Here is a 19,209-nt window from a genome sequence, read left to right as displayed (position 1 = left end):
AGTTAAAGTTGGTGTATAAGCAAAAAAGCTTTTATATTTGCAATATCAAATAACAACAACAAGTCATGTTTACAACACCAATGCATCACCATCATTTTCATTATTGCTCTCAAGCGATGTGTTAATGATATGTATGTAAGTCATCATATTTAAAAACCCGTTTGAGTACATCAAACGGGTTTTTTATTGCCTAACTTTTGTACTCGGACACTTTAGCAATCTAAACTAAAACAACAAGAAAAATGAGTACATTAAAAATTGCCATCCAAAAATCCGGACGTTTAAACGAAGACAGTATCCAAATTCTAAAAGACTGTGGTATTTCTATCAACAACGGTATAGACCAATTAAAAGCCGAAGCATCCAACTTTCCGTTAGAGGTTTTGTATTTGCGAAACTCAGATATCCCACAATATTTAATTGATGGCGTAGTAGATATTGCTATTGTAGGCGATAATTTATTGGTAGAAAAAGGAAAAGGAATTCAGGTGGTTCAAAAACTGGGTTTTTCAAAATGTAAAGTCTCGGTAGCAGTACCCAAAACATTTCAGTACAATTCTATCCAAGATTTAAACGGATTGCGCATTGCGACGTCTTATCCTAATACCGTTATAGAATATTTTAACTCTTTTGGTGTTACGGTAGATATTCACCAAATATCTGGTTCTGTAGAAATTGCACCTAATATTGGTCTTGCAGATGCTATTGTAGATATTGTTTCTAGCGGAAGCACCCTATTCAAGAACAATTTGAAAGAAGTAGAAATTATATTAAAAAGCGAAGCCGTTTTGGCAGTTTCACCAAAGGTAACTCCAGAGGTGCAAAAATTAATTGATACTTTAAAATTCCGGATAGAATCCGTACTAAGAGCCAGAAAATCCAAGTACATCTTGATGAATGTACCCAATGATAAAATTGAAGAAGTAGGTAAAATTTTGCCAGTATTGCGTAGTCTAACCGTATTGCCGTTAGCCCAAGAAGGATGGAGTAGTGTACACTCTGTAATTGATAAAGATACTTTTTGGGAAGTAATTGACCAATTAAAAGAGGCTGGAGCCGAAGGGATTTTAATTTGTCCAATTGAAAAAATGGTACTGTAATTACGTTTTAGCTAGTTAGTTGTCCGTAATGAGCATTTGGATATTTATGGTGCTTTGACCAACTTTGACCTGCTAAACTTTAAATCAAATTTAAATGAACAAAATATACGAACCAAAACCCAATACATGGGCAGCTATTTTAGAGCGACCTACTAAAACAGTTGACGATATCGAACTTACCGTAAAAGAAATCTTTAAGGAAGTTCAAAAAAAAGGGGACGAAGCTGTAGCAAAATATACATCGGTTTTTGACGGAGTGCTTGTTGAAAATTTAGAGGTTTCAGAACAAGAAATTAAAAGTGCCGTTGCTGCTGTCCCAACCCAATTAAAAGAGGCGATACAGTTGGCAAAAAGCAATATCGAGAAATTTCATGTTGCCCAAAAAACAGCCAAAATAGAAGTAGAAACAGTTGCAGGCGTGCAATGTTGGCAAGAAAAAAGACCCATCCAAAAAATTGGTCTGTACATTCCGGGTGGTACCGCACCCTTGTTCTCTACAGTTTTGATGCTAGCAGTACCAGCAACTATTGCGGGTTGCAAAGAGATTGTTTTGTGCTCTCCTCCGGACAAAAATGGATCCATTAACTCGGCAATTTTGTATGCGGCACAACTCTGTGGCGTTACTAAAATACTAAAAGTTGGCGGAATTCAAGCCATTGCAGGGATGACCTTTGGAACCCAAACCATACCCAAAGTATACAAAATATTTGGACCAGGAAACCAATATGTTACCGTTGCAAAACAATTGGCAACGCAATTTGGAGTTGCCATTGATATGCCAGCTGGACCTTCAGAATTGTTAGTGATGGCAGATGCTACTGCGGTTCCGGCTTTTGTAGCTTCGGATTTATTATCTCAGGCAGAACACGGCATGGATAGCCAAGTAATCTTGGTTTCGACCTCAAAAAAAATGATGGATGCCGTCGAAGAAGAAATTCAAATGCAATTAGAATTATTGCCCCGCAAAGCCATAGCCGAAAAAGCCATAGCCAACTCCAAATTAATCTTTGTCGAAAACGATACCATTGCCTTGGATTTAATCAACGAATATGGCCCAGAGCATTTTATTGTATGTGCTGCCAACGAGGCTTTTTATACCAACGGAATCGAAAATGCAGGCTCCGTTTTTATAGGGAATTATACCCCAGAGAGTGCTGGAGACTATGCTTCTGGAACCAATCATACTTTGCCAACAAACGGTTACGCTAAGAATTATAGCGGGGTTAACTTAGATAGTTTTATGAAATCCATGACTTTCCAAAAGATTTCTGAAAAAGGAATTCAGAACATTGGAAATGCTATCGAAATCATGGCTGAAGCTGAAGGATTGCAAGCGCACAAAAATGCAGTAACTTTGAGATTGAAGAGTTTAGAATAAGAGGCAAGAAGCAAGAAGCAAGAAGCAAGAAGCAAGAGGCAAGAAGCAAGAAGCAAGAAGCAAGAAGCAAGAAGCAAGAGGCAAGAAGCAAGAGGCAAGAAGCAAGAAGAAAGAGGCAAGAAGCAAGAAGCAAGAGGCAAGAAGCAAGAGGCAAGAAGCAAGAAGCAAGAGATGTGGTATAAAAGTTTTTTCTCTTGGTTCTGGATTCTAATTTTTTTCTCTAAAAACATAAGAAAATGAAAAATTTTGATTTAAATAATTTAGTTCGGGCGAATGTCCAAACCATGAAGCCGTATTCTTCGGCTCGGGATGAGTTTAAAGATTTTGATGTGGCTCAAATGATTTTTTTGGATGCCAACGAAAATCCGTATCCCAACGGGGTAAACCGGTATCCAGATCCTCAACAAAATAGTGTAAAGGCCGTTTTGGCCCAACAAAGAAACCTAAAAACAGATCAGGTTTTGCTTGGTAATGGTAGCGATGAGGTGTTGGATTTATTGTTTCGGGCTTTTTGTGAGCCCAAAGTAGATAACGTAATCACCTTGCCGCCTACTTATGGTATGTATGGGGTTTTGGCAAATATTAACGCTGTTGAGAATAGAGAAATACTACTTTCTGCAGATTTTCAGCCAGAGGTAGATGCCATACTTGCAGCGGTAGATGCGCATACTAAAATAATTTTTTTGTGTTCGCCAAACAATCCAACCGGAAACTCTTTTACAGACCAAAGTGTGGTTACGCTATTGCAAAATTTTAAGGGTTTAGTGGTTGTTGATGAGGCGTATATCGATTTTTCGAATAAACCAAGTTGGCTCAATGAATTAGACGAATATCCTAATTTGATTATCACACAAACACTTTCAAAAGCGTATGGTTTAGCAGGAATTCGTTTGGGAATAGGGTATGCTTCTGGGGCTATTATTGCGGTTTTAAATAAAATAAAACCACCCTACAATGTTAACGAATTGACCCAACAAAGGGCATTAGAACGGTTGGCGGACACAGAAAAAATACAACTTGAGATAGATTCTATTATTATTCAAAGAGAGGATTTGCTTAAGGTAGTGCAAGAAGTAGCTTTTGTTTCTAAAATTTACCCTACTGAAGCTAATTTTGTATTAATAAAAGTTGATGATGCCACAAAAAGATACAATCAATTAATTGCCAAAGGAATTGTTATTAGAAACAGAACCACCCAACCGCTTTGCGAGAACACCTTACGTTTGACTATTGGAACTACTGAAGAAAATAAACTGTTGATGGAAGTATTGAAATCAATATAAAGCATAAGTTAGTCATGGATTTCAAAGAAATTACAAAATCTGGTTTTTTAGAAGTAAGTGCTATTCATAAGTTATATTATGAAGTTTGTGGCAATCCTAATGGAGAGACTATTTTGTTTTTACATGGTGGTCCAGGTGCCGGTTTCGCAGATAGAGACAAAAGGTTTTTTAATTTTGAGAAACAACAAGTTGTGTTTTATGATCAAAGAGGAGCTTCAAGAAGTTTGCCTTTTGGGAGTATTGTAGAAAATACAACACAACATTTAGTTGAAGACATAAACAAATTGCTTGACTTTTTAAATCTTGACAAAGTAACAATGTTTGGAGGATCATGGGGTACCGCATTAGCACTCATATATGCAATTCAATTTCCAGACAAGGTTAAAGAGTTATTGTTGCGAGGTGTATATATTGTGGATAAAGAATCTACAGAACATTTTCTTGAAGGTGGTGTAGCTAAAGAATTTCCAGAGGTTTGGAAAAGATTTAGTCAAAACGTACCTAAAGAAAGTAACTCGTCAATTATAGATTACTATTTAGATAAAATGCAAAATGGTAATACTGAAGAAAAAAAACATTTTGCTTATGAATGGGCTTTTTATGAAATATCCATTTTTAAAAAGGGAATTACAAGTGAGGAAGTTGATTTGATTTTAAATCAATTTCCCTACGAGTCGCTATCAATTATGGAAACACACTATTTATCTAAAGGTTGTTTTATAAAGGACAATTACATTTTGGATAATCTGCACGTGATTGATGCAATTCCAATGAAAATTGTTCATGGAAAAGACGATACTATTTGCCCTGTGAGTGTTGCAATTGAGTTAAAGTCAAGATTAAAAAATTGTGAGTTGTATGTTGTCGAAGGAGGACACTCCGATTCAGAACCTGAAATTGAAACAAAGTTGATTGAGTTAATAAATAAAATGTATTGATATATTTACAGTTCAAAATTATACAATTGTTGCGTGAGGGATAGTAGTGGAGCTCTTTTTTATCTGGACTTTTTGGTCTAGATAAAAAAAGCGGGAACGTATAGCCCGACCCGCAGGGACACGCCCTAATAATGCTATTTAAATGGGCAATAAGTAATTAAAAATAATAAAAACAACGAGCTGATGGCCAAAAGCTAGCCGCTAAAAGCATGTATATAAATGAAAAAAGTACTTTTTATAGATCGGGATGGAACGATTGTTTTGGAACCAGATGGTTATCAGTTGGATAGTCTTGAAAAATTAGAATTTTATCCTAAGGCGTTTCAGTATTTGGCTAAAATTGCCTCAGAATTAGACTACGAATTGGTGATGGTAACTAATCAGGATGGGTTGGGTACGGCTAGTTTTCCGGAGGATACGTTCTGGCCGACGCAAAATTTTATTCTAAAAGCGTTTGAAAACGAAGGGGTGTTGTTTGATGCGGTTTTTGTGGACCGTTCTTTTCCGGAAGATAATGCGCCTACTCGCAAGCCTAGAACAGGTATGTTGACTCAATATATAGACAATCCGGCGTATGATTTGGCAAACTCTTTGGTTTTAGGTGACCGTTTGACGGATGTAGAGTTGGCCAAAAATTTGGGAGCCAAAGCGGTGTTTATGAATGCGTCTGAAGGTGCTGGAAGTACTGAAATAGCCTCCAAAAGAGAGGAGTTGGATGCGGTTATTGCATTGCAATCTACCGATTGGAAAGTTATTTATGAGTTTTTGAAACTCGAGGCTAGATCGGCTACAATTGCTCGAAAAACGAACGAAACCGATATTTATATTAACTTGAACTTGGATGGAACCGGAAAAAGTAAAATTGAAACCGGGATTGCATTTTTTGATCATATGTTAGATCAAATTGCGCGTCATGGGCAAATGGATTTGGAGATTTTGGTTAGAGGAGATTTAGAAGTGGATGAACACCACACCATTGAAGATACTGCCATTGCCCTTGGAGAAGTTTTTGCAAAAGCGTTAGGAAACAAACTTGGGATTGAAAGATATGGGTTTTGCCTGCCAATGGACGATTGTTTGGCGCAGGTGGCTATTGATTTTGGGGGTAGAAATTGGTTGGTTTGGGAAACCGAATTTAAACGCGAAATGGTAGGAAAAATGCCTACGGAGATGTTTTTGCATTTTTTTAAATCGTTTTCGGATGGTGCTAAAGCAAACATCAACATCAAAGCCGAAGGGGATAATGAACACCATAAGATTGAGGCTATTTTTAAGGCTTTTGCCAAAGCGATAAAGGTGGCTGTAAAACGCGATACCGAAAAGATGATTTTGCCTTCAACTAAAGGAATGCTGTAATAAGTTATAAAGACGAGAGTTATAAAGTCCAATATCCTCAAAGAGGCTATTGATGGCCTGCTTTATGACTTTTGACTTTACAACATTAAGACTAAAACAATGAAACTAGTAATAATAGACTACGGAGCAGGAAATATTCAGAGTATTATGTTTGCTTTGGAAAGATTGGGATATAAGGCGGTTTTGAGTAAGGATCCAGCCGAGATAAAAGCGGCAGATAAAGTGATTTTTCCGGGTGTGGGTGAGGCGAGTTCTGCCATGAAAATGCTTTTGGCTAGTGGTTTGGATACGTTGATCCCTACCTTGACCCAGCCTGTATTGGGGATTTGTTTGGGGATGCAATTGATGTGTACTAAAACCGAAGAGGGAAATACAAAAGGATTGGGAATATTTGAGGTGGATGTGCTTAAATTTTCGGATAAAGTAAAAGTGCCTCAAATGGGTTGGAATACGATTTATAATTTGCAATCGGATTTATTTAAGGGCATTGCAGAGCAGGAGTACATGTATTTGGTACATAGTTTTTATGCGCCTGCTTGTGCTGCAGCTATTGCAACAACAAATTATGATGTTGAATATGCTTCGGCATTACAAAAAAACAATTTTTACGGAACTCAATTTCATCCCGAAAAGAGTGGTGATGTGGGAGAAAAAATTCTGAGCAATTTTTTAGCTCTCTAACCACCAAAGTAAGGACTCACAGGAGTCGAAAATTTAAAAATAACTAAAAAAGCCTATTGCCCCTAATAGGAATTTTCCCCTCGGGGGTAAGGGGTTTACCATGAGAATAATACCAGCTATAGACATCATTGACGGAAAGTGTGTGCGCTTATCCAAAGGAGATTACAACACCAAAATTATATACAACGAAAACCCGCTTGAAGTTGCCAAAGAATTTGAAGCACACGGAATGGAATACTTGCATTTAGTGGACTTAGATGGTGCCAAATCAAGTAAAATTGTTAATTATAAAATACTAGAACAACTTGCTTCTCAAACCAGCTTGAAAATAGATTTTGGTGGCGGCTTAAAATCGGATGCGGATCTAAAAATTGCTTTTGAAAGTGGTGCCAACCAAATTACTGGTGGGAGTATTGCCGTAAAAAACAGAGCTATTTTTGAAAAATGGATTGCGCAGTATGGTGCAGATAAAATTATTTTGGGTGCGGATGCAAACAACGAAAAAGTTGCCGTTTCAGGATGGTTAGAAGAATCTAAGGAAGATTTGGTTCCATTTATTCAGGATTATCAAGCCAATGGAATTCAGTACGTGATTTGTACCGATATTGCAAAAGACGGTATGCTAGAAGGCCCCAGTTTTGATCTGTATGCAAAAATTTTGGCAGAAGCTCCAGGTATTAAATTAATTGCCTCTGGTGGTATTTCGACCTTTGATGAATTGCCTAAATTGGCCGAGTTAGGTTGTGAGGGAACCATTATTGGAAAAGCGATTTATGAAGCAAGGATTTCGATGAAACAATTGGAGCGTTATATTTTAAGTAGTAACTGATCAGAACTTTTACAAGCAACAAAATCTATTTGCTAAAAAAAATCAGAAGGCTTATATAACGATCGTATTAATTAATATTTACTATACATGTTAACAAAAAGAATAATCCCCTGTTTGGATATAAAAAATGGGCGTACCGTAAAAGGCGTAAATTTTGTAGATTTGCGAGATGCGGGTGATCCGGTAGAATTAGCCAAAAAATATTCGGAGGAAGGAGCCGACGAGTTGGTTTTTTTGGATATATCTGCCACCGAAGAACGCCGCAAAACCTTAGTGGATTTGGTGCGTAAAGTAGCCGCTACGATCAATATTCCGTTTACAGTTGGGGGTGGTATCTCTTCGGTAGAAGATGTGGAGATCTTATTGCAAAATGGAGCGGATAAAGTTTCTATTAACTCTTCTGCCGTCAAAAACCCACAGTTAATTACGGATTTGGCCAATAAATTTGGAAGCCAATGTGTGGTAGTAGCCATTGATGCCAAACAAATAGACGGGCAGTGGATGGTGCATTTAGTTGGCGGAAAAGTACCTACCGAACGAAATTTATTTGATTGGGCTGTAGAAGTAGCCAAAAGAGGAGCAGGAGAAATCTTGTTTACCTCTATGGACAATGACGGCACCAAAAACGGTTTTGCTAATGCCGCTTTGGCCAAATTAGCAACTTTAATTAATATTCCGATAATCGCTTCGGGTGGAGCAGGCAATATGCAGCATTTTGTAGATACTTTTATAGAAGGAAAGGCAGACGCGGCATTGGCAGCAAGTGTATTTCATTTTAAAGAAATTGAAATCAAGACCTTGAAACAAGAATTAAGAAACCATACTATCGCAGTGCGATTATAAAACACCCAAAAAAAGAGCCAAGAGGTTAGATTGGAAAATCTTTCCCTATTGAAATCTTTTAATCCTTAAAAAAAAACAGAAAATGAATATCGATTTTTCAAAAAGTGCACACGGATTACTTCCGGCGATAATACAAGACAGCCAAACAAAAGCAGTTTTAATGTTAGGGTACATGAATGCAGAGGCGTATCAAAAGACAATAGACACACAAAAAGTAACCTTTTTTAGCCGTTCCAAACAACGACTTTGGACCAAAGGCGAGGAGAGTGGTAATTTTTTGAACTTGGTGGATATAAAAAACGATTGTGATGGCGATACCTTATTGATCCAAGCCCAACCAGTTGGACCAACATGCCATACTGGTGCGGACACCTGCTGGCAAACCCAAAACAAAGCGGATTATGGCTTTATCTCTGATTTGGAACAAACCATCCAAACCAGAAGAGAAAATGCAGATTCTGAGAAGAGTTATGTAGCTTCTTTGTTCCAATTAGGAATAAATAAAATTGCTCAAAAAGTAGGCGAAGAAGCCGTAGAGGTAGTTATTGAGGCCAAAGATGATAACGATGATTTGTTCTTGAGTGAGAGTGCAGATTTGTTATTTCATTATTTGATTTTGCTTCAAGCCAAAGGATTTACATTGGAAGATGTTGTTACGGTTTTAAAAAGCCGTCAGAAATAAAAAGCTGTTATTTGGTTTTTAAATGCCAGTCACACACCAGATGCCCCAAAGAGTTAGCTGCTTTTTGGGGCGTTTTTGGTTCTACTGGATTTATTACAGGGTTTTTGTTTTGGGTTTAATAGCAATAAGCTATATTTACTATCTTGATTACACTAGGTCTACCTTTGGTATACACCTACAAAAAACGGAATATACCCATATCTTAACATACTAAACATGAAAACAAAACACACCGCTAGTTTAAAAGATTTTTCAGGAACCGTTTTGGTTCCGGTATTTGAAACCACTGCCCAGAATTTAATTCCGATTCAATTTGAGGGACTAGAGATCTCTTCTAAAGTGTTTTTTGGTAAAAAAGACACCTATTATCTTGCCGAGAAAAACGGTACCACGTATGTTTTTATAGGATTAGGTAAAGAAACGGAATACAAATCACTAAAAAATAGTTTTCGTAGAATTGCCTCCAAAGAGAAAGATTTTTTTGCAAAAACAATTGCCTTAGTTTTGCCTAAAGAATTGGTAGATCACCAAGTAGAAGCACTAATTTTAGGTTTGTTTTTGGCAACCTATAGCTTGGGTCATTATAAAAAGGAAAAAACACATCCTTTTTTGAAATCGGATTTTGTATTAGAAATAGTCTCTTCAAACCAATATACTGCAAGTATAGAGAAAGCCCTAAAAATTGCTCGTGCACAATTAGAAACGCTACGACTAGTAGACTTGCCACCTAATAAGATTACTCCAAAATATTTAGCAGAATGGGCAACAGCAACTGGCAATAAATATGGTTTTAGTACTACAGTTTTGGGCAAAGAAGCCTGTGAAATAGAACAATTGGGAGCTTTTCTGGCGGTAGGCAAAGGCAGTCAAAATGAACCTCAGTTTGTCATTATGACCTATGCTCCCAAAACAGCAGCTCCAAACCTCCAACACCTAGGACTTGTAGGCAAAGGGGTAACCTTTGACACTGGTGGCTTGAATATTAAAACTGCTGGAATGCTAGACATGAAGAGTGATATGGCTGGTGCTGCTGCTGTTTTTGGTGCCATGCAACTAATTGCAGATTTGCAAGTACCAATACGCGTTACAGCTGTTGTGCCTTGTGCAGAAAACGCAGTGAGTAGCACGTCTTTTTTGCCTAGTGATGTTATCAAGAGCTACAGCGGTAATTCTATCGAAATTATAGATACAGATGCTGAAGGCCGATTGCTGTTGGCTGATGGATTATCGTATTTGATTAAAAACTTCCATCCGGATTATGTGGTAGACATTGCCACACTAACCGGAAGCAGCATAGGTACATTTGGGCACGAATGTGCCGCCTTGTTTACAAACAATTCTTTAGTTTCGGCAAGCCTGCAACAAGCAGGAGACAGCATTGGGGAGCGCATGTGGCCGTTGCCATTGTGGGAGGCCTATGATACAGATATAACCAGCGAAATTGCAGATGTACGCAACTATAGTGGCAAACCAATGGCAGGAGCTATTACAGCAGCAAAGTTTTTAGAATATTTTACTCAAAAACACCCTGCTTGGGCTCATTTGGATATTGCAGGAGTTGCATACGGAAATGATGAATTTGCCAAAAGCAAGCACGCCACGGCATATGGAGTCCATTTGCTGACTAAATTTGCAGAAAATCTATAGTGTTTTTAAAGCGTCAAACCCATTAAAAACAAAATAGTTTAAGATTGTAATCCATGAAAAACAACCGATACTTCTTTTTGATTGCCTTTTTGACTGCTAATGTTGTATTGGCACAGGGGTTACTAAAAACATCCCAAGTAGCATTTACCAGGCAAGATACCCTTAGAGGGAGCATTACCAAAGAACGTGCTTGGTGGGATGTAAAAAAGTACCATCTAGATATAAAAGTACATCCTGCAGATAGTACCATCACTGGTTCCAATACGATAGTGTACCAAGTACTAACGGCACACCACAAAATGCAAATAGATTTGCAGTATCCAATGGAAATTACCAAAATCACGCAAGATGGTGTGTCTTTGGAGTATACCAGAGAAGGAAATGTTTTTTGGGTAAACCTAGCTTCGCTACAGCAAGTTGGTAGCATTAGAGAATTAGTTGTTTTTTATACCGGAAAACCAAAAGTAGCCGTAAACCCACCTTGGGATGGCGGAATTACTTGGAAAAAAGATGCCAACGGAAAGCCGTTTATTGCGTCTTCTTGTCAAGGTCTGGGGGCTAGTGTTTGGTGGCCTAACAAAGACCATATGTATGATGAAGTTGAAAACATGACTATACGTGTAAATGTTCCTGAGGATGTAATGAATGTTTCTAACGGTCGCTTGCAAAGCGTTCAAAAACTAAAAGACGCAACCAAGACCTATACTTGGGTTGTAACCAATCCGATTAATAATTATGGCGTTGCTATAAACATAGGGGATTATGTTTTGTTTTCAGAAAAATACCAAGGCGAAAAAGGGATTTTGGATTGCAACTACTATGTTTTGAGAGATAATTTGACCAAAGCCATAAAACAATTCAAAGATGTCTCTAGAATGCTAAAAGCCTTTGAATATTGGTTTGGGCCGTATCCTTTTTACGAAGATAGTTATAAATTGGTAGAGGCGCCCTATCTAGGCATGGAACACCAAAGCGCTGTAACTTATGGAAATGGCTACAAGAACGGCTATCTCGGTCGGGATTTGAGCGGCAGCGGTTGGGGGCTTACCTTTGATTTTATTATTATTCATGAGTCTGGACACGAGTGGTTTGCTAACAGCATTACTTACAAAGATATTGCCGATATGTGGATCCATGAGAGTTTTACCAATTATTCAGAGAGCCTTTTTGTAGAGTACCACTATGGCAAAGAAGCCGGTTATCAATACGTGCGTGGTCTCAGAAAAAACATAGCCAATGACAAACCCATTATTGGACAACTGAACGTCAATCACGAAGGATCTGGAGATATGTATTTTAAAGGAGCTAATATGCTGCATACCATTAGACAACTAGTCAATAATGACCAAAAGTGGCGTACTATTTTAAGAGGATTAAACCGTAGCTTTTACCACCAAACCGTAACCAGCAAACAAATTGAGGATTATATCAGTACCGCTGCTGCCATAGATTTGACTCCAGTTTTTGACCAATATTTAAGAGGAATTAAAATTCCAGTTCTAGAATACTTTTGGAAACAAAACCAATTAAATTACCGCTGGTCCAATTGTGTGACCAATTTTAATATGCCTGTAAAAATAACGCTCCAGGATCAAGAAAAATGGTTGTATCCGACTACTAACTGGAACAAAGTAGCCCATTCAACCCAGAACTTTAAATTACAAATAGATTCTAATTTTTATATAAAAGGGCACGAAATTACCGAATAATTTGCGCTACTTTTGTTTCGTAATACGACCAAATTAGGGTATAGATTAGTTGACTTATGAAAAAAATAATTCCCATTTTAGTGGGGTGTATTCTGGCAATAAACACCACTACTTTAGCACAAAAAAAAGCAGTCCCAGCAACGAATAATGCCCTCTATAGCAGTAATGCAATTGCTACAGACCCTTGTTTTGAGCCAGATTCCTTGACGGTGTCTAAAACCAATAAAATGTTAGAAGAAGCGCACTATTGGAATATAATTGCTGCTTCCTTAAAAGAAACATCCAACCAAGAAGATCAAGAATTGTTTTTGGTATCCCAACTTGAAAAACTAACTCCTGAAGAAATTATCGGATTTAGATTAAGAACCGATCAATTGCTTTATGATACCTATAATTCAGAGTTGTGGTGTGCGGCTTATATTATAAATCATGGATGTTCGGATGGAGGTTTTGAATATTTTAGATGTTGGTTGCTATCCAGAGGAAAAAAAGTTTTTTATGATGCCAAAGCCAACCCAGACTCTTTGCTTGCAGTGCTCGATAAAGAAAAAAAAGAATACGAATTTGAAGGGTTTTGGTATGTTGCTGTAAATGCTTTTAAAAACACTACCCAAAAAGAATTATTTAATTTTATTGATTACGAGACTTTTACCACAAATGACGAAAATTATCCTATTTTAAAATTTTCTTGGAATATTGAAAACCCACAAACCATGCAGCAAATTTGTCCTGTTTTGTATGCAAATTTGTGGCTGCAACACGATAAATAACAAAAACGGTTTGCATTAGTTCAAAATTAATGCAAACCGTTTTTTATTTTAGGTAAGTAGTTTATTACAACAGCTCTATTTGACTTTTTAGACGCTCCTGTAACATGCGCATCATGCGTTTGTTAATGTTAGAGGAGTTGTTGGCGTATATTTGGTACTCTTCTAGAGTGAACCATCCCACAACCATTCCTTTTAGCGTGTTGCGGTATTTGGTGTCTTTTTGAATGCTGTTTTCTATAAAATTATTTTTTTTATCTAAAGTATAATTAGCAAAATCGGCTTTGTTTTTGGCAATATAATTAGCAAATGAAGCTATAAATAATTCGTTCTGTAGTTTTAAGATAGGCCGAAGAACTTGATTTTGAAATTGTTCTTCTTTGGACGATTGATCGCTAACGGACCCAATGGTTTCAGTTCTAAATTCTTTTATAAAAGCAGCTCGATTGGTCATCTTTTTTTCTTTAAAATTAAAGAAATTATACTTGCTAACCTCTTTTTCGGGGTATTAAATTCTAAAAAAAAATATTCGGTTTGCAAATTTAATACCTTTATTTAGTACTGTTTTAGTCTACCAAGTTGCCTTTAGAGGGGAGCTCAAAAATTTCTAAATCAAAATAAGCTACACAAGCAAAGATATGGTCAAAAATATCCGACATTACATACTCATAGTTTTCCCATCTTTTATCGCTAGAAAAAACATAAATCTCAATAGGCACCCCATGGGAAGTAGATTGTAATTGCCTGCACATTAGGAGCATTTCTTGATTTAATGCCGGATGATTGCGCAAATATTGTGTAATGTATTTTCTAAACAATCCTAAATTGGTCATGTTGCGTCCATTTATGGCCAAGGATTTGTCTATTTTGTGGTCTGTATTGTATTTGTCAATTTCCGTTTTTCGGGTACTAATATAGGCACTTATAAGGTTAATTTTTTTGAGATTATTTAGTTCCGTATCGGTCAAAAAACGAATAGTACTGCTTTTAATTAAAACATGTCTCTTGATTCGTCTGCCGTCTGATTTGAGCATGCCTCTCCAGTTTTGAAAAGAATCCGAACTCAAACTATAGGTTGGAATTGTAGTGGTAGTGTTGTCAAAGTTACGCACCTTTACGGTGGTCAAATTGATTTCGATAACGTCTCCATCGGCACCAAATTTGTCCATAGTGATCCAGTCTCCAATACGGATCATATCATTGATAGAAACCTGTACGCTGGCCACAAAACCCAGAATAATATCTCTAAATATCAAAATAATTAAAGCAGATACGGCTCCTAAGGTGGTTAATAATTCTTTAAACTCAAAATCAAATAGCTTGGATATAATAACGATTACACCCACTATCCAGAGCACGATCATGATTACCTGAATAAAGCTATCAATAGGTTTGTCACTATATCGTGGCTTTTGTTTCAAATAATCCCGTAGGGCATTAAATACCGTTCGGATAATCCACAAAACCAGAAATACAATATAAATACCAACTAGTTTGCCAAAAACACCTTCCCAATATTCAAATTTATCCAGAATAACGGGCACGGATTTATAAATAAAAAGCAGCGGAATTAAATGCGCAATATATTTGGCGGTTTTATTACTCACCAAAAAATCATCAAACTGGGTGTGGGTACGCTGTGCAACAAATACAATGATAGTGACCAAAACAAGTCTAAAAACCACATAAATACTGTATGCCAGCAAGCACAACAAGGCAATGTTTAGGATTAAACTCAAATAAGACGAAAAATTGTATCCCATTCCCCATTTCCTAAATATAGGATACAAAAAACCAAATACTTTTTCGATAAATTTAAACATTTCTTAAATATTTATAGTCTACATAAAAAGTCCCTAGAGGAACCAAAGAGGCCAATAAAATAATCCCAAAAGTAGATAATGACCATCGCATTTTATTTTTCAACAAAAAGGCCAACAGTACATACCCTATAAACAACACCCCATGACTCATACCAATGGGATACAATAAACTGTGGTACAATTCAAAATACGATGGTTTAATAAAAAGCATGTTACAGAACAAGGCTAGATAGGAAATTCCTTCCAGAATAGCGGTAATTTTAAAAATTCGGAGCATGGTAATTTTTTAAGGTTCAAAAAACACAAAATTAAGTATTATCCTTGATTATAACCGTATTCTTGAGCAAAGTAATTTACTTTTGTACACGCATAAAAACAAAATTATGAGCAAACGCGATTTAAAAAAATATTTAGACCAACTAAACCAAGACCAACTAAAAGACCAAATAATAGCCTTGTATGAAAAATTTGGTCCCGTTAAGGTATACTATGACTTTGTTTTTGATCCCAAAGAAGCCAGTTTATTGCAACAAGCCAAGCTCAAAATCAGCCAAGAATACTACCCATTGCAAACCAGTTCCAGAAAAAAAAAGCCCAAAATGCGGCGTTCAGTAGCTCAAAACACCATCAAGCACTTCCTTTTATTAGGCGTAGACCCCTATATAGTGATGGATATTATGCTTTATAACCTAGAGATAGCCCAAACCTTTGCCTCAGAGAATCCCATCAAACAGCCCCTTTTTTACAAAAGTATGGGCAACTCCTTTGAGCAAGCCGTGCATTATGCCGTTGCAAATGGTGTTCTAAAAGACTTTGAATCAAGGATTAATACCATTTTTCAAGAGGTTGTTGCCCAAAAATGGCAAAACCAATTCCAGTTAGAAGCCATTATGGAAAGGATTTAACCTACAAAAAAGCCATAAATCAAATTTATTTAAACATCCTATTATATTTTGTCAAAATTTTTATAGAAAAACTGTTTTTTAGGTGTATTTTTGCAAAAACCCAACAAAAAAAATGTTTGAAAATACTATAGAAATAGAAAAAGAAGACAAAAAAGAAGCCAAAAAACAACTTTATACGTACCAACAACAGGATATTGACGCCATTTTTGAACGTATAGACAATGCCCCCAAACAACATCATTTATTATACCAGCTTCCTACAGGTGGGGGTAAAACTGTGATTTTTTCTGAAATTGTACGCCGCTACTTATCCCAAAACGATAAAAAAGTAGTAGTCTTAACCCATAGGATTGAGTTATGCAAACAAACCTCCAAAATGCTAAAAGGGTTTGATGTAAAAAATAAAATCATCAACAGCAAGGTCAAAGAACTCCCAGATCAAAACGAATATTCTTGTTTTGTAGCCATGGTAGAAACCCTCAAAAACCGTATCAATGACGAAAAACTGCACCTAGACAACATTGGTTTAGTGATCATTGATGAGGCCCATTACAACTCTTTTAGAAAACTATTGAGTTCCTTCAAGAACGCCTTTATATTAGGAGTTACCGCAACCCCTTTGAGCTCCAATATAAAACTACCCATGCATCAGAGTTATGACGAATTAATAGTAGGAGATACCATTAGTTCTTTGATCGACAATGGTTTTTTGGCCAAAGCCGTCACCTATAGCTATGACGTAGGTTTAACCTCATTAAAGGTAGGGATCAATGGAGATTATACCGTAAAATCATCCGATGATTTGTACACCAACATGGCCATGCAAGAAAAACTATTGCATGCCTACACCGAGAAATCCTTAGGCAAAAAAACCCTAATTTTTAACAACGGAATCAACACCTCTCTATACGTTTACGAAACCTTTAGAGAAGCAGGATACCCCATTCGGCATTTAGACAACACCAGTAGCACCGAAGAAAGAAAAGAAATCCTGCACTGGTTCAAACATACCCAAGACGCCATTCTAACCTCCGTAGGAATACTTACCACAGGATTTGATGAGCCCACCGTAGAAACCATTATACTAAACCGAGCCACCAAATCCCTGACACTCTACTACCAAATGATTGGTCGTGGGTCCAGAAAACTACCCAACAAAGATCTATTTACCGTAATTGATCTAGGGAACAATGCCGCTAGATTTGGACTATGGAGCGAACCCGTAAACTGGCAACACATCTTTAAATCTCCAGAGTTTTATTTAGAAAACCTAAGAGACGACACCGAGATCGAACTGTATTTTAAATACAGCATGCCACCAGAACTACGAGCCAAATTCAGCAAAACAGCCGAAGTAGCCTTTGACGTAGATGAAGAACACAAACTAGCCATTGCCCAAAACCTACGCTCCAAAGTAGTTCTAGAAAAATCACTAGAACAACACGCCGCCATGTGCGTAGACAATACCGAAACCCTGCAAGAAGCAAAATCGTTATCCAAAGAACTAGACGACGATATTGATTGCCGCATCAAACGGTACTCCAAATGCCTGAGCCAGTGCAGCAAAAACTACCGCGAATGGCTAATAGACGATTACAAATTAAAAATGACCCTACTAATCGGCAAAAAATATCGTGAAAAAATCATGAACGAACCCGATGACGAAGAGTAAAACAAGGAGCCCTTTCCTGCTGTACACTTTATCTCTTGTGGCGAACCCCGCCACAAGAGGATATCGTTTCCATCAGGGCTAAAAAATCCACATACTACACTATTTTTTATAAAATAACACCTCCAAAACCATGTCCCAACAATTCTCAGACTTAGGAATCTCGGCCCCAATTTTAAAAGCGCTCACCGATTTGAAAATTGTTACGCCCACAGAAATCCAACAAAAAGCAATTCCGCTATTAATAGCCAACAACACCGATTTAGTAGGACTTGCCAAAACAGGAACCGGAAAGACCGCTGCTTTTGGATTGCCACTTTTGCAACTAATAGACACCGATGCAACGCATGTCCAAGCCATAATTTTGGTTCCAACCAGAGAACTCGGACAGCAGATATTTAAAAACCTAAACGATTTTGCCAAGTATGTACCCCAAGTTTCCATTGCAGCAAGCTGTGGCGGAATTCCCATCAAACCACAAATAGAGCGCCTAGCAGACCCTACACATATCGTAGTGGCAACACCAGGACGTTTGATTGATTTGATACAACGCAAAGCAATCCACCTAAAACAAACGAACTTTCTAATTCTAGACGAAGCCGATGAAATGGTTTCTATCTTAAAAGAAAGCCTAGACCAAATCGTAGCCGAACTACCCAAAGAACACCGTACTTTTTTATTCTCGGCAACCTTGCCCGGAACCATCAAGCAACTAGTACAAAACTACCTGAACAAAAATGTAGTGCAAGTAAGCGCCAACATGGAAACAGTAGGAAATCAAGGCATCGATCACCAATATATTGTAGTGGATCCTATCGAAAAATTAGATGTTTTAATGCATTTCTTGAACTCCAGAGAAGGCGAACGCGGAATCCTCTTTTGCAAGACCAAAGCAGCTGTAAACAAACTAGCCAAAAACTTGGCCATCAACCGTTTTTCTTCTGGAGCCCTACACGGGAGTTTATCACAAGGAATCCGGGACCGTATCATGGAGCAATTTCGCGAAGGACACATCAATATATTAGTCGCTACAGATCTTGCAGCTAGAGGTATTGATGTAAAAGAAATCTCGTATGTAGTAAACTACCATTTACCCGATGCCTATGAAGCTTATGTACACCGTTCTGGTAGAACAGCCAGAGCAGGAGCAAAGGGACTATCTTTGACTGTTTTACAACCCGAAGAAGAAAAAGAAATAGCTGATTTTGAGAAAGAATTAGGGATTAAATTTACCCAATTCAAAAAACCAAGCACATCCAGCATAGAAGATAACAATACCTTATTGTGGGCTAAACAAATATTCAAAACCAAGCCCAACCACGATGTAGATGCCGAATTGAAAACCAAAATAAAAACGGTATTTCATCACCTAACCAAAGACGAATTGATCGAAAAGCTATTGGCCAACTACCTGTTACAAAACAAAAACGAACCCACAGAAAAACCGGTAAAAAGACAAAAAAAACAGTAATAAAACACTGTTTTTACAAAATAAAACCATTGCATTGTAAGTACTAACAGCAAAGCAATGGTTTTTTGTTTGTATATGGTTGCTGGCTGAATTTCTGAATAACTGCAACCAATTTTTTACAACTATTT

18 protein-coding genes are annotated in these 19,209 nt (G+C 37.3%); 15 read left to right on the top strand and 3 right to left on the bottom strand.

The window, feature by feature from the left end; all coding sequences use genetic code 11:
- The first annotated feature begins 242 nt into the window (after positions 1-242).
- From hisG to LB076_RS10600, 12 genes are all read left to right on the top strand, one after another.
- Positions 243-1,100 (top strand): ATP phosphoribosyltransferase, encoded by an 858-nt coding sequence (gene hisG, locus LB076_RS10655; RefSeq protein ID WP_066334375.1) that lies wholly within the window; start codon positions 243-245, stop codon positions 1,098-1,100.
- A gap of 94 nt (positions 1,101-1,194) precedes the next feature.
- Positions 1,195-2,478 carry a histidinol dehydrogenase gene (hisD, locus tag LB076_RS10650; protein ID WP_066334373.1) on the top strand — a complete coding sequence of 428 codons (1,284 nt, stop codon included), beginning with the start codon at positions 1,195-1,197 and terminating at the stop codon, positions 2,476-2,478.
- 236 nt (positions 2,479-2,714) lie between these two features.
- Positions 2,715-3,761, top strand: coding sequence for a histidinol-phosphate transaminase (gene hisC / locus LB076_RS10645; protein WP_066334370.1), 1,047 nt, complete (start codon positions 2,715-2,717; stop codon positions 3,759-3,761).
- 14 nt (positions 3,762-3,775) lie between these two features.
- The gene (gene pip / locus LB076_RS10640; RefSeq protein ID WP_066334368.1) at positions 3,776-4,699 is read left to right on the top strand and encodes a prolyl aminopeptidase; all 924 of its coding nucleotides are present in this window, start codon (positions 3,776-3,778) and stop codon (positions 4,697-4,699) included.
- Positions 4,700-4,918: 219 nt separating this feature from the next.
- On the top strand, positions 4,919-6,055 hold the full coding sequence (gene hisB / locus LB076_RS10635; protein ID WP_066334364.1) for a bifunctional histidinol-phosphatase/imidazoleglycerol-phosphate dehydratase HisB: 1,137 nt from the start codon (positions 4,919-4,921) through the stop codon (positions 6,053-6,055).
- Between the two features lie 99 nt (positions 6,056-6,154).
- The gene (gene hisH, locus LB076_RS10630) at positions 6,155-6,736 is read left to right on the top strand and encodes an imidazole glycerol phosphate synthase subunit HisH (RefSeq protein ID WP_066334362.1); all 582 of its coding nucleotides are present in this window, start codon (positions 6,155-6,157) and stop codon (positions 6,734-6,736) included.
- Between the two features lie 100 nt (positions 6,737-6,836).
- Positions 6,837-7,565 (top strand): 1-(5-phosphoribosyl)-5-[(5-phosphoribosylamino)methylideneamino]imidazole-4-carboxamide isomerase, encoded by a 729-nt coding sequence (gene hisA, locus LB076_RS10625; protein WP_066334360.1) that lies wholly within the window; start codon positions 6,837-6,839, stop codon positions 7,563-7,565.
- An 87-nt stretch (positions 7,566-7,652) separates the two neighbouring features.
- Positions 7,653-8,408: an imidazole glycerol phosphate synthase subunit HisF gene (gene hisF, locus LB076_RS10620; protein WP_066334358.1), complete on the top strand. Its 756-nt coding sequence runs from the start codon at positions 7,653-7,655 to the stop codon at positions 8,406-8,408.
- Positions 8,409-8,490: 82 nt separating this feature from the next.
- Complete coding sequence (hisIE, locus tag LB076_RS10615; RefSeq protein ID WP_066334355.1) at positions 8,491-9,090, top strand: bifunctional phosphoribosyl-AMP cyclohydrolase/phosphoribosyl-ATP diphosphatase HisIE; 600 nt, start codon at positions 8,491-8,493, stop codon at positions 9,088-9,090.
- 216 nt (positions 9,091-9,306) lie between these two features.
- Entirely contained in the window at positions 9,307-10,737 is a 1,431-nt protein-coding gene (locus LB076_RS10610; RefSeq protein ID WP_066334354.1) for a leucyl aminopeptidase family protein, read from the top strand.
- 53 nt (positions 10,738-10,790) lie between these two features.
- Positions 10,791-12,446, top strand: coding sequence for a M1 family metallopeptidase (locus LB076_RS10605; protein WP_066334353.1), 1,656 nt, complete (start codon positions 10,791-10,793; stop codon positions 12,444-12,446).
- Positions 12,447-12,502: 56 nt separating this feature from the next.
- Positions 12,503-13,216 (top strand): DUF4240 domain-containing protein, encoded by a 714-nt coding sequence (locus LB076_RS10600; RefSeq protein WP_176699279.1) that lies wholly within the window; start codon positions 12,503-12,505, stop codon positions 13,214-13,216.
- Positions 13,217-13,280: 64 nt separating this feature from the next.
- Here the strand turns inward: LB076_RS10600 and LB076_RS10595 are convergent, their stop codons facing one another.
- From LB076_RS10595 to LB076_RS10585, 3 genes are all read right to left on the bottom strand, one after another.
- The gene (locus LB076_RS10595) at positions 13,281-13,667 is read right to left on the bottom strand and encodes a glyoxalase (protein WP_066334350.1); all 387 of its coding nucleotides are present in this window, start codon (positions 13,665-13,667) and stop codon (positions 13,281-13,283) included.
- A 112-nt stretch (positions 13,668-13,779) separates the two neighbouring features.
- Entirely contained in the window at positions 13,780-15,036 is a 1,257-nt protein-coding gene (locus LB076_RS10590) for a mechanosensitive ion channel family protein (protein ID WP_066334348.1), read from the bottom strand.
- Positions 15,029-15,313: a DUF3817 domain-containing protein gene (locus tag LB076_RS10585; protein ID WP_066334345.1), complete on the bottom strand. Its 285-nt coding sequence runs from the start codon at positions 15,311-15,313 to the stop codon at positions 15,029-15,031. The genes LB076_RS10590 and LB076_RS10585 overlap by 8 nt, the downstream gene beginning before the upstream one ends.
- Positions 15,314-15,419: 106 nt before the next feature.
- Here LB076_RS10585 and LB076_RS10580 point away from each other — a divergent pair, with 106 nt between their 5' ends.
- The 3 genes from LB076_RS10580 (at position 15,420) to LB076_RS10570 (ending at position 19,081) form a co-directional block, all read left to right on the top strand.
- On the top strand, positions 15,420-15,941 hold the full coding sequence (locus tag LB076_RS10580) for a DUF6155 family protein (protein WP_066334338.1): 522 nt from the start codon (positions 15,420-15,422) through the stop codon (positions 15,939-15,941).
- A 112-nt stretch (positions 15,942-16,053) separates the two neighbouring features.
- Complete coding sequence (locus LB076_RS10575) at positions 16,054-17,613, top strand: DEAD/DEAH box helicase (RefSeq protein ID WP_066334336.1); 1,560 nt, start codon at positions 16,054-16,056, stop codon at positions 17,611-17,613.
- 130 nt (positions 17,614-17,743) lie between these two features.
- On the top strand, positions 17,744-19,081 hold the full coding sequence (locus tag LB076_RS10570; RefSeq protein ID WP_066334333.1) for a DEAD/DEAH box helicase: 1,338 nt from the start codon (positions 17,744-17,746) through the stop codon (positions 19,079-19,081).
- The last annotated feature ends 128 nt before the right edge of the window (positions 19,082-19,209 follow it).

This window comes from Flavobacterium crassostreae, assembly GCF_001831475.1.
Taxonomy (GTDB): Bacteria; Bacteroidota; Bacteroidia; order Flavobacteriales; family Flavobacteriaceae; genus Flavobacterium; species Flavobacterium crassostreae.
This window is presented reverse-complemented; position numbering and strand designations above follow the sequence as displayed.

Coding starts and splice junctions, on each gene's coding strand:
- LB076_RS10585 (WP_066334345.1), bottom strand. CDS start 15,313: ATGCTCCGAATTTTTAAAATTACCGCTATTCTGGAAGGAATTTCCTAT.
- hisA (WP_066334360.1), top strand. CDS start 6,837: ATGAGAATAATACCAGCTATAGACATCATTGACGGAAAGTGTGTGCGC.
- LB076_RS10610 (WP_066334354.1), top strand. CDS start 9,307: ATGAAAACAAAACACACCGCTAGTTTAAAAGATTTTTCAGGAACCGTT.
- hisH (WP_066334362.1), top strand. CDS start 6,155: ATGAAACTAGTAATAATAGACTACGGAGCAGGAAATATTCAGAGTATT.
- LB076_RS10570 (WP_066334333.1), top strand. CDS start 17,744: ATGTCCCAACAATTCTCAGACTTAGGAATCTCGGCCCCAATTTTAAAA.
- hisB (WP_066334364.1), top strand. CDS start 4,919: ATGAAAAAAGTACTTTTTATAGATCGGGATGGAACGATTGTTTTGGAA.
- LB076_RS10575 (WP_066334336.1), top strand. CDS start 16,054: ATGTTTGAAAATACTATAGAAATAGAAAAAGAAGACAAAAAAGAAGCC.
- hisG (WP_066334375.1), top strand. CDS start 243: ATGAGTACATTAAAAATTGCCATCCAAAAATCCGGACGTTTAAACGAA.
- hisC (WP_066334370.1), top strand. CDS start 2,715: ATGAAAAATTTTGATTTAAATAATTTAGTTCGGGCGAATGTCCAAACC.
- LB076_RS10605 (WP_066334353.1), top strand. CDS start 10,791: ATGAAAAACAACCGATACTTCTTTTTGATTGCCTTTTTGACTGCTAAT.
- LB076_RS10590 (WP_066334348.1), bottom strand. CDS start 15,036: ATGTTTAAATTTATCGAAAAAGTATTTGGTTTTTTGTATCCTATATTT.
- pip (WP_066334368.1), top strand. CDS start 3,776: ATGGATTTCAAAGAAATTACAAAATCTGGTTTTTTAGAAGTAAGTGCT.
- hisD (WP_066334373.1), top strand. CDS start 1,195: ATGAACAAAATATACGAACCAAAACCCAATACATGGGCAGCTATTTTA.
- LB076_RS10595 (WP_066334350.1), bottom strand. CDS start 13,667: ATGACCAATCGAGCTGCTTTTATAAAAGAATTTAGAACTGAAACCATT.
- hisIE (WP_066334355.1), top strand. CDS start 8,491: ATGAATATCGATTTTTCAAAAAGTGCACACGGATTACTTCCGGCGATA.
- LB076_RS10580 (WP_066334338.1), top strand. CDS start 15,420: ATGAGCAAACGCGATTTAAAAAAATATTTAGACCAACTAAACCAAGAC.
- LB076_RS10600 (WP_176699279.1), top strand. CDS start 12,503: ATGAAAAAAATAATTCCCATTTTAGTGGGGTGTATTCTGGCAATAAAC.
- hisF (WP_066334358.1), top strand. CDS start 7,653: ATGTTAACAAAAAGAATAATCCCCTGTTTGGATATAAAAAATGGGCGT.